The sequence below is a fragment of the Variovorax sp. V118 genome (genome assembly GCF_041154445.1).
GTDB lineage: Bacteria > Pseudomonadota > Gammaproteobacteria > Burkholderiales > Burkholderiaceae_C > Variovorax > Variovorax boronicumulans.
Map to the genome: position 1 here is coordinate 5346097 of NZ_AP028663.1, position 13900 is coordinate 5359996.

General features: G+C 68.3%; 13 protein-coding genes and 2 riboswitches. Of the genes, 5 read left to right on the plus strand and 8 right to left on the minus strand.

Features of this window, described 5'->3' with window-relative positions; translation table 11 throughout:
- Window positions 1–110: 110 nt before the first annotated feature.
- From rfbC to rfbB, 4 genes are read right to left on the minus strand one after another with little or no spacing between them, the layout of a single operon-like run.
- Window positions 111–659, minus strand: a complete 549-nt coding sequence (gene rfbC / locus ACAM52_RS24865) for a dTDP-4-dehydrorhamnose 3,5-epimerase (RefSeq protein WP_159273755.1) — start codon at window positions 657–659, stop codon at window positions 111–113.
- Window positions 656–1543 (minus strand): glucose-1-phosphate thymidylyltransferase RfbA, encoded by an 888-nt coding sequence (gene rfbA, locus ACAM52_RS24870; RefSeq protein ID WP_369644828.1) that lies wholly within the window; start codon window positions 1541–1543, stop codon window positions 656–658. Before rfbA ends, rfbC begins: the two co-directional genes overlap by 4 nt.
- A gap of 39 nt (window positions 1544–1582) precedes the next feature.
- Complete coding sequence (gene rfbD, locus ACAM52_RS24875) at window positions 1583–2473, minus strand: dTDP-4-dehydrorhamnose reductase (RefSeq protein WP_369644829.1); 891 nt, start codon at window positions 2471–2473, stop codon at window positions 1583–1585.
- Window positions 2470–3549, minus strand: coding sequence for a dTDP-glucose 4,6-dehydratase (rfbB, locus tag ACAM52_RS24880; protein ID WP_369644830.1), 1080 nt, complete (start codon window positions 3547–3549; stop codon window positions 2470–2472). Before rfbB ends, rfbD begins: the two co-directional genes overlap by 4 nt.
- A gap of 117 nt (window positions 3550–3666) precedes the next feature.
- Window positions 3667–3757: riboswitch (glycine riboswitch) on the plus strand.
- 44 nt (window positions 3758–3801) lie between these two features.
- Window positions 3802–3908, plus strand: a riboswitch (glycine riboswitch).
- Between the two features lie 91 nt (window positions 3909–3999).
- Here rfbB and ACAM52_RS24885 point away from each other — a divergent pair.
- Window positions 4000–5307: a D-amino acid dehydrogenase gene (locus ACAM52_RS24885; RefSeq protein ID WP_369644831.1), complete on the plus strand. Its 1308-nt coding sequence runs from the start codon at window positions 4000–4002 to the stop codon at window positions 5305–5307.
- 18 nt (window positions 5308–5325) lie between these two features.
- On the opposite strand, the gene ACAM52_RS24890 is transcribed toward ACAM52_RS24885, so the two are convergent.
- From ACAM52_RS24890 to ACAM52_RS24905, 4 genes are all read right to left on the minus strand, one after another.
- Window positions 5326–6741, minus strand: a complete 1416-nt coding sequence (locus tag ACAM52_RS24890) for an RtcB family protein (RefSeq protein ID WP_369644832.1) — start codon at window positions 6739–6741, stop codon at window positions 5326–5328.
- A gap of 210 nt (window positions 6742–6951) precedes the next feature.
- On the minus strand, window positions 6952–8232 hold the full coding sequence (locus tag ACAM52_RS24895) for an FIST C-terminal domain-containing protein (RefSeq protein WP_070060267.1): 1281 nt from the start codon (window positions 8230–8232) through the stop codon (window positions 6952–6954).
- Window positions 8233–8281: 49 nt separating this feature from the next.
- Entirely contained in the window at window positions 8282–9073 is a 792-nt protein-coding gene (locus ACAM52_RS24900; RefSeq protein ID WP_369644833.1) for a PhaM family polyhydroxyalkanoate granule multifunctional regulatory protein, read from the minus strand.
- Between the two features lie 64 nt (window positions 9074–9137).
- Window positions 9138–10559 (minus strand): PLP-dependent aminotransferase family protein, encoded by a 1422-nt coding sequence (locus ACAM52_RS24905; protein WP_369644834.1) that lies wholly within the window; start codon window positions 10557–10559, stop codon window positions 9138–9140.
- Between the two features lie 130 nt (window positions 10560–10689).
- Here ACAM52_RS24905 and ACAM52_RS24910 point away from each other — a divergent pair, with 130 nt between their 5' ends.
- Genes ACAM52_RS24910 through ACAM52_RS24925 form a run of 4 tightly spaced genes read left to right on the plus strand, consistent with a single transcriptional unit; the run spans window position 10690 to window position 13892 of the window.
- Entirely contained in the window at window positions 10690–11289 is a 600-nt protein-coding gene (locus tag ACAM52_RS24910) for a LysE family translocator (protein ID WP_070060269.1), read from the plus strand.
- Window positions 11286–12236 carry a DMT family transporter gene (locus tag ACAM52_RS24915; RefSeq protein ID WP_369644835.1) on the plus strand — a complete coding sequence of 317 codons (951 nt, stop codon included), beginning with the start codon at window positions 11286–11288 and terminating at the stop codon, window positions 12234–12236. The genes ACAM52_RS24910 and ACAM52_RS24915 overlap by 4 nt, the downstream gene beginning before the upstream one ends.
- A gap of 11 nt (window positions 12237–12247) precedes the next feature.
- Window positions 12248–12655, plus strand: a complete 408-nt coding sequence (locus ACAM52_RS24920; RefSeq protein ID WP_062471216.1) for a VOC family protein — start codon at window positions 12248–12250, stop codon at window positions 12653–12655.
- 49 nt (window positions 12656–12704) lie between these two features.
- A complete protein-coding gene (locus ACAM52_RS24925; protein ID WP_369644836.1) occupies window positions 12705–13892 on the plus strand; it encodes a PLP-dependent aminotransferase family protein in 1188 nt (395 codons plus the stop codon).
- Window positions 13893–13900 lie beyond the last annotated feature (8 nt).

The window sequence follows — 13900 nt, forward strand, 5'->3', positions numbered from 1 at the left end:
TACAGCAAGAAGACAAGAATCTCACTCTCGGCATTCGTTCATTGACGTGCGATCAAAAAACGGCGCCTCGAATTCGGCAGGCACTCAGGTGCCTCGTCCAAAAAATCTGATTACTCGAAGACGTCCGCCGCTTGAAGCGATTTGCCTTCGGCGTCCTTCTTGGACAACTGCGGCGCCATGCCGATGTCCGGCCACGCGATCTGCAGGCTCGAGTCGTTCCAGGCAATGCATCGCTCGTGCTCCGGCGCGTAGTAGTTCGTCGTCTTGTACAGAAAATCCGCAGAGTCGGTGAGAACGAAGAATCCGTGCGCGAAGCCCGCCGGAACCCACAACTGTCGGTGATTGCCTTCGCTCAACTCCGTGCCCACCCAACGCCCGAACGTGGGCGAAGAGCGCCGGATATCGACAGCCACATCAAAGACCGCCCCGCGCACCGCACGCACCAGCTTTCCTTGCGCTTGCTGGACCTGATAGTGCAACCCCCGAAGGACGCCCTTGGACGACCTTGAATGGTTGTCTTGCACGAAGTCGACCTTCGACCCGACGGCATCTTCGAACGCGCGCTGATTGAAGCTCTCGTAGAAAAACCCTCTGGCATCGCCGAAGACCTTCGGCTCGATGATCAAAACGTCGGGGATCTCGGTTTGGATGACATTCACGAACGCACCTCTTCGGTCAGCAGGTGCTTCAGGTACTTTCCGTACCCGTTCTTCTGCAGCGGTGCGGCCAGCTTTTCGAGTTGGGCGCTGTCGATGAAGCCATTGCGCCACGCAATTTCTTCAGGGCAGGCGATCTTCAGCCCCTGCCGATGCTCCAGCGTCGCGATGAACTGGCCGGCTTCGAGCAGGCTCTCGTGCGTGCCCGTATCGAGCCACGCATAGCCGCGCTGCATGATCTGCACGTTGAGCTGGTCCAGGTCCAGGTACGCCTGGTTGACCGCCGTGATCTCCAGTTCGCCGCGCGCGCTCGGCTTCACGGCCTTGGCGATGTCGACGACCTGGTTGTCGTAGAAATACAGGCCAGTCACGGCGTAGCTGCTCTTGGGCTTGACAGGCTTTTCTTCGATGCTGCTGGCCTTGCCGTTGGCATCGAAGGCCACCACACCATAACGCTCCGGGTCGTGCACGTGGTACGCGAACACGGTCGCACCGCTTTGCTTCGCATCAGCGTCCGACAGCAGATGGGCAAAGTCATGCCCATAGAAGATGTTGTCCCCCAACACCAGCGCGCTCGGCGAGTTGCCCACGAACTTGTCGCCGATGATGAAAGCCTGCGCCAGACCATCGGGACTCGGCTGCACCGCGTACTGCAGGTTGAGGCCCCACTGGCGGCCGTCACCCAGCAGTTGCTGGAAGCGCGGCGTGTCCTGCGGCGTGCTGATGATCAGGATGTCGCGCATGCCGCCGAGCATCAGGGTACTCAGCGGGTAATAGATCATCGGCTTGTCGTACACCGGCAGGAGCTGCTTGCTCATGGCGAGCGTGGCCGGGTGCAGGCGGGTGCCGGAGCCACCGGCGAGGATGATGCCTTTGCGTTGCGTCATGGGAGTCTTCTTCTGTGAGGGGCAGGAAAAATCAGTCGGTCAGAGCGTCTCGCGCAACATGCGTGCCACGCCCTCCTGCCAGGGCGGCAGGCGCAGGCCGAAGGTGGTCTGCAGCTTGGTGGTGTCGAGCCGCGAGTTGTGCGGGCGCTTCGCGGGCGTCGGAAAGGCGCTGGTGGGCACGGCCTCCACGGCCTGCGGGCCGGCCTTGAGTTCGACGCCGGCCTGCTGCGCCATCTCGAGCACGAAGCGCGCGTAGCCGTGCCACGTGGTCTCGCCGCCGGCGATGGCGTGGTACAGCCCGGCCTTGGCCGGGTCTTGCAAGGTGGCGCGAATCGCGTGCGCGGTGATGTCGGCCAGCAACTCGGCACCGGTGGGGGCGCCGAACTGGTCGTCGATGACCGTGAGCTTGTCGCGCTCCTTGGCCAGGCGCAGCATGGTCTTGGCGAAATTGCCGCCGCGTGCGGCGTACACCCAGCTGGTACGAAAGATCAGGTGCTTCGCGCAATGCTTCGCCACCAACTGCTCGCCTTCTAGCTTGGTCTGGCCGTACACGCTGAGCGGGCCGGTCGCGTCGTCTTCCTTCCAGGGCTGGGTGCCGCTGCCGTCGAAGACGTAGTCGGTGGAGTAATGCATCATCAGCGCGCCGATCTGCTGCGCGGCCTCGGCCACCACGCCGGGCGAGGTGGCGTTGAGCTTGCGCGCGAAGTCGGGCTCGCTCTCAGCCTTGTCGACGGCGGTGTGCGCGGCGGCGTTGACGATGACGTCAGGGCGCACCGCCAGCACCGTGGCGGCCAGCTGCTCGGGGCGGCTGAAGTCGGCGTGAAAGTCGGTGCTGTCGAAGTCCAGCGCGACCACTTCGCCGAGCGGCGCGAGGCTGCGCTGCAGCTCCCAGCCGACCTGTCCACCCTTGCCGAGCAGCAGCAACTTCATGCGGAAGCCTTTGCGGGTGCGGCGTCGTACTGCTTCTCGACCCACTCGCGGTACGCGCCGCTTTGCACGTTGCGCACCCACTCGCCGTTGGCGAGGTACCACTGGACGGTCTTGCGGATGCCGGTGTCGAAGGTCTCGGCGGGCTTCCAGCCGAGTTCGGCCTCGAGCTTGCGTGCATCGATGGCGTAGCGGCGGTCGTGGCCCGGGCGGTCCGTGACGTAGGTGATCTGTTCCTTGTACGGCTTGCCGTCGGCGCGGGGGCTCAGTTCGTCGAGCAGCGCACACACGGTGTTGACGATCTCGATGTTGGGTTTCTCGTTCCAGCCGCCGACGTTGTAGGTCTCGCCGAGCTTGCCGGCCTCGAGCACGCGGCGGATGGCGCTGCAGTGGTCCTTCACGTAGAGCCAGTCGCGCACCTGCATGCCGTCGCCGTACACGGGCAGGTTCTTGCCGGCCAGTGCGTTGACGATCATCAGCGGGATCAGCTTCTCGGGGAAGTGGAACGGGCCGTAGTTGTTCGAGCAGTTGGTGGTGACCACCGGCAGGCCGTAGGTGTGGTGCCAGGCGCGCACGAGGTGGTCGCTGGCGGCCTTGCTGGCCGAGTACGGGCTGTTGGGCTCGTACTTGTTCTCTTCGGTGAAGGCCGGGTCGGTCTTGGAGAGCGAGCCGTAGACCTCGTCGGTCGACACGTGCAGGAAGCGGAAGGCCGCCTTCTGGTCGGCCGGCAGGGCGTTCCAGTAGCCGCGCACCGATTCGAGCAGGCGGAAGGTGCCGAGCACGTTGGTCTGCACGAAGTCTTCGGGGCCGTGGATCGAACGATCCACGTGCGATTCCGCGGCAAAGTTCACGACGGCACGGGGTTTGTGCTCGGCCAGCAGGCGATCGAGCAGCGCGCTGTCGCCGATGTCGCCTTGCACGAAGACATGGTTCGCGTTGCCCTTGAGCGACGCCAGGGTCTCGAGGTTGCCCGCGTAGGTCAGCTTGTCGAGGTTCACGACGGGCTCGTCGCCCTGCGCGATCCAGTCGAGTACGAAATTGGCGCCAATGAAGCCTGCGCCGCCGGTAACCAGGATCATGGAGTCCCCACCTGTAGAAAAAAGTTTGCTTTACCGAAAATCAACATTCAATTATCCCATCGGTGTGAAGTGCCGATGTACAGGGCTTGGCCGGCTTGCGGGGCCCGCCTACAATCGCCAACAATTGCAGGAGAGCGGGCCTCCACGGAGGCCCTACCGAAGGCGCAAACTCCCATAAACGCTCAGGTCGGCCCGACGAAGTTCCACGTGCAAACAAGGAACATCGGCAAGGGGTCAGTACTGCACTCATCGATACAGCCGTCTGGAGAGCCGCCACGCCATGTGGCGCACCGAAGGAGCAAACCCGCTGCGGGTGCAGCAGGGTGAATCTCTCAGGTACCGAGGACAGGGGGAGCGGCAACTTGGACATCGGTCGTCCGGTTGCTCGCTATTGATTCAATAGCACTCCACGCCCGCCGTTCAAGCGCTGCAAACTCAAAGGTACTTGCAATGCGTGTGATCGTTCTTGGCGCCGGCCTGCTCGGCGTGACTTCGGCCTACTACCTCCAGCAACTCGGCCACGAGGTGACCGTGATCGACCGGCAGGCCACCCCGGCCGCCGAAACCAGCTTCGCCAATGGCGGCCAGATCTCGGTCAGCCATGCCGAACCCTGGGCCAATCCGAGCGCGCCGCTGAAGGTGCTGCAATGGCTCGGCAAGGAAGATGCGCCGCTGCTGTTTCGCATCCGCGCCGACATGCGGCAGTGGCTCTGGGGCCTGCAGTTCCTGCGCGAATGCACCCCCGCGCGCACCCGCCACAACATCGAACAGATCGTTCGTCTCGGTACATACAGCCGGGAAATGTTGCAGCAATTGCGTCGAGACACCGGCCTGAACTATGACCAGCGCACGCAAGGCATCCTGCACTTCTACACGACGCAAAAAGAATTCGACGGTGCCCTCGCGCCCGCCGAGCAGATGCGTGCCCTGGGCTGCGAGCGGCTGGTCATCTCGGCCGACGAGGCCATCAGGATCGAACCCGCCCTCGCCCACATTCGCCCCCAACTCGCCGGCGCCACGTACACCGCCGAAGACGAATCGGGCGACGCCAACCGTTTCGCGCGCGAACTCGTGAAGCTGGCCGAGGCGGCTGGCGTGAAGTTCCTCATGAGCCACACGGTGACCGCGCTGCGCGAAGCCGGCGGCAGCATCGACCACGTCGAGGCGACCGACAACGAAGGCCGCTTCCAGCGCATCCGTGGCGACGCCTTCGTGCTCGCGATGGGTTCGCTGAGCCCGCTGTACGCCGCGCCGCTGGGCATCCGCCTGCCGATCTACCCGGCCAAGGGCTACTCGGTGACGCTGCCCGTGAAGGACGCGTCGAAGGCGCACCAGGTCTCGCTCACGGACGACGAATACAAGCTGGTGTTCTCGCGCTACACCTCCGAGTCGGGCGACCGCCTGCGCATCGCCGGCACGGCCGAGCTCAACGGCTACGACCGCGACCTGAACCGCGTGCGCTGCGAAGCCATCGTGCGGCGCGTCGAAGAACTCTTCCCTGGCGCCGGCGACACCGAGCGCGCGCAGTTCTGGACTGGCCTGCGCCCGGCCACGCCGAGCAACGTGCCGCTGATCGGCAAGACCAAGCTGCCGAACCTGTTCCTCAACACCGGCCACGGCACGCTCGGCTGGACGCACGCCTGCGGCTCGGGCAAGTCGATCGCGCGCATCGTGAGCGGGCTCGCGCCCGAGGTCGATTTCGCGTTCGCCGGCATGCCGGCGCCCGCGCCGCGCGCCGTGCAGCCCGCACTGGGCTGACACGCCACGCGCCCTGGGTCACGCCTTGAACGTGACCCAGGGCTTGAGCCGCACGGCGCAGCGGATGAGCCCTGCGCTTTCCTGCGCCTCGATCACCGCGCCGATCGGCTTGTAGGCCTGCGGCGCCTCCTCGATGCGGCGCTCCTCGCGCAGCGTCACGCATTGCCAGCTGGCATCGGCGTCGCCGGGCGCAGGCCGCATCGCGCGCACCTCCTGCCGACGCATGCGCCGACCGGCGCCATGGCTGCACGACCACAGCCAGTCCTCATGCCCCAGCCCGGTCGCGAGGTACGAGTGATCGCCCATCGACCCGGGAATCAGCGCCAGGTCGCCCGCGTGCGCCGGCGTCGCGCCCTTGCGATGGATGTTCATGCCGTGCTCGCGCAGCACGACGTTGTGCGGCACATCGACCACCAGCGTCGACGCCGTGGCGCCCAGCAGCTCGGCGAAGTCCTTGCGCACCAGCTCGGCCAGCACGACGCGGTTGGCCCACGCATAACGCGCGGCCACGCCCATGGCTTCGAGGTAGTCCTGCGCCAGCGGCCCGGCCAGGCCGTACAGCCCGCTCTTCGGATGGCGCAGGCCCTGCGGCCACTCGGCCCGCGCGCGGTCCATCCAGCGGCCGCCGACATGGAACCCGATGTCGCGCGAGCCGCTGTGGATCATCACCACGACCTCGCCCGCCTTGAGCCCCGCGCGGTAGGCCGCGTGCCGGTCCATCACCTGGTCGACCACCTGCAACTCGACGAAGTGGTTGCCGCTGCCCGGCGTGCCCAGGCACGGGTCGCGGAACACCTCGTGGCGCGCGCCGGTGTAGGCCGGCGGTGCGTGCCGCGACTGACCGCCGAAGCTCGCCAGGCCGATGCACGCGCCGATCTCGGCCTGCAGCCGGTCGCGGTCGCAGGCCGCCCAGAGCCCCTCGTTGCGCACGGCGTCCAGGAACGCGGCCGGCCCTTCGTCGAACAGCGCGCGAAACGCCGCCGTGTGCACCGGCACGTCGCGCCCGTTGTCGAGCAAGCTGCGCGTGAGCCGCGCGAGCAGCTGCGTCTTGTGCGGCGCCACCTGGTCCAGCGTGAGGCCGGTGGTCAGCAGGCGCATGCCGCAGTTGATGTCGGTGCCGACCGCGGCGGGAATCACGAAGTCGCCATCGGTGGCGACGACGCTGCCCACCGGCGCGACCGAGCCCGGATGAAAGTCCGGCGTCGCGCAGGCCTTGCACACGCCGTGCTCGCCGTCGGGCGAGCGCACGCTGGCAAAGGCCAGCAACTGGCTCACCGCCTTCTCTTCCAGCGGCAGGCTCTGCGGCAGAAGCACGGTCGCCTGCGCGGCTTCGTTGCGCAGGTGATAGATGCCGTCGCGGTAATCGACGGCGATGCTCGCGCGCGAAAAGGCGCGCTGGAGTCTCGAAAAATGACTATTGGTAGGGCTGCCCATGGCTGCAATTCCATTCGGGGAAACCGTGTCGGTTTCCGGGCCCCGTCACATCGCGTGGCGGGGCGAAAGAGATCGACCGCGTGCCTCGGGGCGCGCGGATCACTCTTTCTTGCAGCAGCAGAGATTCAAGAAAGCGGGCGGATTCTAGCGACGCGAAGCGCTTGCGAAAACAACGCGCAGGCGCGCGCGTCGTTTTTTCCCGTCAGTCAGTCAGTCCGGCGCGGTGAACACCGTCAGCACGCCCGTGTAGCCGTACAGGTGATGGCGCGCGATCTCGCCGGCGGCGAAGAAGCCGACCAGCGGCACGTCGCCCAGCGCATGCCGCACGATCTGCAGCTCGGCGCCCGGAGCGCCGAAGTGCGGGCCGCCGCGCCCCGAGCAGCTCACGTACACCGCGCCCGCGATGCGCCGCGCCGGATGCGGCGCAGCCTCGGCCTCGCCCGCCGCCACGGCGCGCGCGGTGGCCAGTGTCTGTTCTTCGGGCTCGAGCTCTTCGCGGATTTCGGCGCAGATGCGCATCAGGTCGGCGCGTGCTGCCTGCGCGTTGCGGCGGCAGAAACTCAGCCGCATGCCGGCCTCGGCGTTGTCGGCAATGGCGATGCCGCGCCGCGTCGGGTCGAGGCCGATGATGTGGCGCACCAGCACGTCGGCGCCCAGGTCGCCGGTGCGGCGGATGCCGTCGCTGCCCGCGTCGGCCAGGCCGACCAGCGTGTTGCGCACGGCGTCGATGGCTTCCTGCGGCCGGTCGAGCGACACCTGCAGGTCGGCCAGCAGCACGTCGAGCGCCGGCTCGCCGTCGAGCGACAGCAGCAGGTTGCCGTCGGCCTCGGTGATCTCGCGCTCGCGCGCGCCGCCGGTGCGCAGCGGCTGGCAGCCCTGCGTGACGCGCGACACCAGCCGCACGCCCTCGCCGAACACCACGCCCGACAAGCCGCCCGAGAACACACCACCCGCCGCCCCGTGGCCGCGGATGTTGCCGTTGCCGCCGACCGCGAACTGCAGCGCCCCGCCGCGGCCGGACGAGAGCCCGCCGAACAGGTAGCCGGTGTCGGTGCGGCCCGCCATCTCGCCGATGAGCTCGCCCAGGTCGGGCGTGGCCGGGTCGGCGTGCACGAGCGCGGTGTGCGCCTCGAAGCCACTCATTTCGGAGCTGCCCAGCGGCGCCACGCCCGAGAACACGCGGTACTGGTCGCTGGGCAGCGCGCACAGCATCAGGCTCAGGCCGGGCTCGTCGAAGTACTCGGCGTTGTTGGCCGACACGCCGATGCCGACGGTGCCCGACCAGTCGGTGACCTCGGGCAGTTCGGCGCTCAGGTGATCGAGGATCTCCTGCGCCTCGGCCGCGTAGTGGTCGGTGATGTAGAGCAGCCCGAGCGTCGGGTTCGACGCGTAATCGGGCAGCGCCATCTGCGCGCGCAACTGGGCCAGCACAAGGCCGGCGGCCATGCGCCATTGCGGGTGGGTGGCATGGCCGGTGGGAAACAGTTTCATGGTGCGTACCGACCCGTGCGTCGTCGTCTGGAAAGGTGTCTGTAAGACGTCAGCGCCGGCCGGAGGTTCGCTTGCGCGCGGCGGCGGACGTGGTTTTCTTGCGCGCGGCGGGTGCCGGCGCGGCTTTCTTGGCGGCAGTTTTCTTCGCGGCGGTCTTGGCGGCCGGCTTGCGTGCCGCCGTCGCCTTGCCGATGACCTGCCCCACGGCGTCGGCCAGCGGCTGCGCCATGGCCGGCACCTTGAGCTGCGCCGCATCCTGCAGCGCCGTGCTCGCGATCTGCTGGAACTGCTCGGTGAGCGAGCCCCACCATTGCATCGGGTCGACCACGCCGGCAGCGCCGTTGGACGCTGCGGGCTTGGCGCGCGATGTCTTCTTCGGCGCCGGGGTTTCCTCTTCTTCCGCCTCTTCCTCGGCCTCGTCGAACTCTTCTTCCTCTTCCTCGACAGCTTCCGGTTCGGGCCGCGGTGCGGGGGCCGGTGCGGGAGCCGGTGCAGGCGCCGGCGCCATCGCCGCGGCCTGCTTGGTGAACGCGCTGGCGATGTCTTCCATCCGCACGTTCATGCCGCGCAGGGTCGACAGCGTCATCTTCTGCACCTCGAGCGCCTGGATGGTCGCCTTGAGCGCGTGGCCGTTCTGTTCGAGCCAGTACTGGACCGTCTTCAATTCCTGGATGCGCTTGTCGACCTCTTCGACGCTCATGGTGGGCGCGACCCAACTCGCGAGGCTGGGGATGCCGGGCACCGAGCCGGAGCCCGCGGCGGCACCGCCGGCGAGGTTCTTCAGGAAGTCGAATCCGGGGACGAACTGGCTGAAGTCGAAGGGTTTGCTGGCGTTGCTCATGCGGGAGGTCTCCTGGCTGGGTTTTCTTGTGTTGCCAGCTTACTCCAAGCCCCTTGCCAGCGAATCAGAGCTCGTCCCTGACCCGGCTGAAAACCTTCCAGAAATTCGCGTCCTGCGAGGTCGCGAAGTTGATCCGCATCATCGTGCTCGGCGGGCGGCGCGCATGGAACAGCGAACCCGGCGCCAGCAGGTAGCCCTGGTCGAGCATGCGTTGCGTGAGCGCGTCGGTGTCCACGCCCGTGTCGACCCAGCCGAACAGCCCCGCAGGCTCCGAGGCGAAGGTGCAGCCGTGCGACATGGCCAGCTTCACCGCGCGGCCGCGCGCGCCGTCCAGGCGGATGCGCACGCGCTCCGAATGGCGGCGCAGCTGGCCCTGGTCGATGCACCACGACAGCGCCCGCTCGAACAGCGTGGGCGAGGTCAGCGTGGCCAGCAGCTTGGTCTCGAGCAACCGCTCTTTGAGCGCGGGCGAGGCGGCCAGGAAGCCGATGCGCCAGTTGGGCGCCAGGATCTTCGCGAAGCCGCTGACGTAGATGGTGCGCTGCAGCCCGTCGAGCGCACTCAGGCGCGTGGCGTGCTCGGGCGCGAGGTGGCTGTAGGTGTCGTCCTCGACGATGTGGAAGTCGTGCTCGTTGGCCAGCTTGAGCACGCGGTGCGCGCTGCCCGGCGTGAGGCTGTAGCCGGTCGGGTTGTGCAGCACGCTCACGCTGACGAAGAGCTTGGGGCCGTGCAGCTTGCAGTACTGCGCCATCACGTCCAGATCAGGCCCGTCGGCGCGGCGCGGCACCGGCAGGATGCGCATGCCCAGCGCCTCGAGCCGCGCGAACTCCAGTGCCCAGCCGGGTTCCTCGACCATCACCGGATCGCCCGCGCGCAGCAGCGTGCGGCTCACAATGTCCAGCGCGTGCGTGGCGCCGATGGTGGTCACGATCTGGTCCGGCCCGGCCGGCACGTTGATGCGCACCAGCTTCTGCGACAGGCTGCGGCGCAGCGCGAGGTCGCCCGAGGGCTCGCCATATTGAAGCGACAGCTCCTGCAGCGCCGACGTGGTCGTCACGCGGCGCACCGCGGTCGCCAGGAAGGTCGAGGCCATCCAGTCGGGCGGGAACACGCCCATGCCCGGCTGCGGCTTGTCGCTCGGACGGTGGAACATGCTGCGGATCAGCGAGCTGGCGTCGGCCGGCACGCGCGAGGCCATCATCGACGAGACCTCGGGCACGGCATGCGCCGGGTTGCGCGACCCCTCGGGCGCCGGCGCCGCGTCACGCACGTAGAAGCCGCGCTGGCGGCGCGCCTCGACGAGGCCCTGCGCGAGCAACTGGTCGTAGGCGGCGACCACGGTGTACGGGCTCACGCCCTGCTGGCGCGCGCACTCGCGCACCGAGGGCAGGCGCGCGCCGGGCGCCAGCAGCCGGTTGCGGATGCGCTCGGCGAGGCGGTCAGCCAGCTGCCCGGTCAGGGACTGGGTGGAGGTTCGGGTCAGCATCGGATCGGGCTGCATCGCACAGAGAGCAAGAAAAGGGCGGCGTGTGTCGAAGGAATGACCAATACAGATTTCAGATTTGTTCGATCATCTGTACTGGAACTGTAATGGTCCAAAGTTTAGAGTCTGTGACATGAACTGGCAAGAATTCACCGCGCTGCTGGTGCTGGCCACGGCGATGAGCTTCTCGCCCGGCCCCAACACCACGCTCTCCACCGCCCTGGCGGCCAACGGCGGCCTGCCGCGTGCGATGCGTTTCGTGGTCGCGGTGCCCGTGGGCTGGACCTTGCTGCTTGCCATCTGCGCGGCCGGCCTCGGCGCGCTGGTGGTGGCCATGCCACCGCTGCGCTTGGCGATCAAGGGCCTGGGCATCGCCTACCTGCTGTGGCTGGCCTACAAGCTCAGCGGCAGCGCCCAGCTCGGCAAGGCCGACAGCGCCCGCCTCTCGGTCGGCTTCGGGCAGGGCGTGATGCTGCAGTTCGTGAACATCAAGGCCTGGCTGCTGGCGCTCACGCTGGTGGCGGGCTGGATCGCCGGCCAGCCCGACGCGCTCGCGCGCTTCGCCATCGTCGCGCCCGTGATGCTGACCTACGCCTTCACCAGCAACTTCGCCTATGCACTGGTCGGCGCCCTGCTGCGCGAGTGGCTGGCCAAGGGCCGGCGCCTGCTGTGGTTCAACCGTGCGATGGGCCTGATCCTGGTCTTGACGGCCTGGTGGATGGTGGGCGTATGAAGCTCGCCATCAAGGACGAAACGCTGGGCATGTGGCTCGGGGTGGTCGGCGTGGCGCTGTTCGCCATCACGCTGCCGATGACGCGGCTGGCCACGGGCACGCAAGACGCGCCGCAGCTGTCGCCGTGGTTCGTCACGCTCGGGCGCGCGGCGCTGGCGGGCGTGCTGTCGGCCATCTTCCTGCTGGTGACGCGCTCGCCGCGCCCGGCGCCGCACCAGTGGAAGCCGCTGGGCATGGCGGTGCTGGGCAACTGCATCGGCTTTCCGCTCTTGCTGGCCTTTGCGCTGCGCGTGGTCACGGCCAGCCATGCGGCGGTGGTGACGGCGCTGCTGCCACTGGTCACGGCCGCGGTCGCGGCCTGGGTGCTGCACCAGCGCGCGCGGCTGGGCTTCTGGCTCTGCGCCATCGCGGGCAGCCTGCTGGTGGTGGTGTTCTCGGTGCTGCGCGCGCAGCAGAGCGGGCACGGCTTCGGTTTCGAATGGGCCGACCTGCTGCTGGTCGGCGCGGTCGTCGCGGCCTCGGTCGGCTACATCTACGGCGCGCAGGTCACGCCGTCGCTGGGCGCCGAACGCGTGATCTGCTGGGTCTGCGTGATGGCGCTGCCCGTGACGCTGCCCGCCACGATCGCCCTGTGGCCGCAGCAGCCCGTGGCCGCCTCGGCCTGGGTCGGCTTCACCTACGTGGGCATGTTCTCGATGTGGATCGGCTTCTTCGCCTGGTACCGCGGCCTGGCCCTGGGCGGCGCGCTGCGCGTGAGCCAGACGCAGCTGCTGCAGCCCTTCCTGTCGATCCTCGCGTCGATCCCGCTGCTGGGCGAGCCGCTCGACCTGGTGACGCTGGGCTTCGCCGCCGCCGTGGTCGCCACGGTGGTCGCGGGCAAGCGGCTGTCGCAACCGGCGGCGCCTGCCGCTGTTCCACGCGGCGCCGAGCCGCAAGCCAGGAGCTGACGACCATGACGCTGTTCAGCCATGTCACGGTCGGCTGCACCGACCTGCCGCGCGCCGCCGCCTTCTACGACGCGGTGCTGGCCCCGCTCGGCCTCATCCGCCGCCCCGTGACGCCCGACGGCGGCCCCGACGCCGCCTGCTGGATCGCGCCGGGCCAGACGCTGCCGCGCTTTTACGTGTACATCCCGCTGGACGGCGAACCCGCCAGCGCCGGCAACGGCAGCATGGTCGCGTTCTGCGCGCCCTCGCCGCAGGCCGTTCACGCCGCCCACGAGGCGGCCCTGCGCCACGGTGGCCGCGACGAAGGCGCGCCCGGACCCCGCCCCCGCTACGGGCAGGGCTATTACGGCGCCTACCTGCGCGACCCGGACGGCAACAAAATCCATGTCGTGCACCGTGGCGACATCCCGCCATCCTGACGACACACTCAGACTCACCTCTCATTCGCCAGAAAGAAGAAAGCCTCCCATGAACTGGAAACTCGCCGCCCGCGCCGCCAAGATGAATCCTTCGGTGCTGCGTGAAATCCTCAAGGTCACCGAGCGTCCCGGCGTCATCAGCCTGGCCGGCGGCCTGCCCTCGCCCAAGACCTTCCCGATCCAGGAATTCGCCGACGCCTGCGCCGAAGTGCTGCACAACGACGGCCAGGCCGCGCTGCAGTACGCCGCCAGCGAAGGCTATGCGCCGCTGCGCCAGGCCGTGGCCGACATGCTGCCCTGGGACGTCGACGCCTCGCAGGTGCTCATCACCACCGGCTCGCAGCAGGGCCTCGACCTCGTGGCCAAGGTGCTGATCGATCCGGGCAGCAAGGTGCTCGTCGAAACGCCCACCTACCTGGGCGCGCTGCAGGCCTTCGGCCCGATGGAGCCGCACCCCGTGGGCGTGGCCAGCGACGACGACGGCGTGATCGTCGACGACCTCGTGAGCAAGGCGGCCGACGCGCGCTTCGTCTACCTGCTGCCCAACTTCCAGAACCCCACCGGCCGCACCATGACCGAGGCGCGCCGCGCCGCGGTCTCGGCCGCAGCCGCCGCCGCGAACCTGCCGATCGTCGAGGACAACCCCTACGGAGAGCTCTGGTTCGACGAAGCCCCGCCGCTGCCGCTGGCCGCGCGCAACCCCGAGGGCGTGATCTACCTGGGCTCGTTCTCCAAGGTGCTGGCCCCGGGCCTGCGCCTGGGCTTCCTGGTGGCGCCGAAGGCCATCTTCCCCAAGCTGCTGCAGGCCAAGCAGGCGGTCGACCTGCACACGCCGATCTTCACGCAGCGCATGGTCTCGGCCGTGATGAAGGACGGCTTCCTGGACCGCCACGTGCCCACCATCCGCGCGCTGTACAAGCGCCAGCGCGACGCCATGATCGCCGCGCTGCACCGCGAGATGGCCGGCCTCGACGTGAAGTTCAACGCCCCCAAGGGCGGCATGTTCCTGTGGGCGCGCCTGCCCGAGGGCATCGACACCGTGACCCTGCTGCCCAAGGCCGTGGAGCGCAACGTGGCCTTCGTGCCCGGCGCGCCGTTCTACGCCGGCGAAGGCGATCCGCGCACGCTGCGCCTGTCGTTCGTGACCGCCAGCGTCGAAGAGATCGACACCGCCATCGCCGCGCTCGCCGTCACGCTGCGCGAAGAACTGGCGCTGCTGGCCCCCGCCCACGCCTGACGGGGCCG

Coding starts and splice junctions, on each gene's coding strand:
- rfbA (WP_369644828.1), bottom strand. CDS start 1,543: ATGACGCAACGCAAAGGCATCATCCTCGCCGGTGGCTCCGGCACCCGC.
- rfbD (WP_369644829.1), bottom strand. CDS start 2,473: ATGAAGTTGCTGCTGCTCGGCAAGGGTGGACAGGTCGGCTGGGAGCTG.
- rfbB (WP_369644830.1), bottom strand. CDS start 3,549: ATGATCCTGGTTACCGGCGGCGCAGGCTTCATTGGCGCCAATTTCGTA.
- ACAM52_RS24885 (WP_369644831.1), top strand. CDS start 4,000: ATGCGTGTGATCGTTCTTGGCGCCGGCCTGCTCGGCGTGACTTCGGCC.
- ACAM52_RS24890 (WP_369644832.1), bottom strand. CDS start 6,741: ATGGGCAGCCCTACCAATAGTCATTTTTCGAGACTCCAGCGCGCCTTT.
- ACAM52_RS24895 (WP_070060267.1), bottom strand. CDS start 8,232: ATGAAACTGTTTCCCACCGGCCATGCCACCCACCCGCAATGGCGCATG.
- ACAM52_RS24900 (WP_369644833.1), bottom strand. CDS start 9,073: ATGAGCAACGCCAGCAAACCCTTCGACTTCAGCCAGTTCGTCCCCGGA.
- ACAM52_RS24905 (WP_369644834.1), bottom strand. CDS start 10,559: ATGCTGACCCGAACCTCCACCCAGTCCCTGACCGGGCAGCTGGCTGAC.
- ACAM52_RS24910 (WP_070060269.1), top strand. CDS start 10,690: ATGAACTGGCAAGAATTCACCGCGCTGCTGGTGCTGGCCACGGCGATG.
- ACAM52_RS24915 (WP_369644835.1), top strand. CDS start 11,286: ATGAAGCTCGCCATCAAGGACGAAACGCTGGGCATGTGGCTCGGGGTG.
- ACAM52_RS24925 (WP_369644836.1), top strand. CDS start 12,705: ATGAACTGGAAACTCGCCGCCCGCGCCGCCAAGATGAATCCTTCGGTG.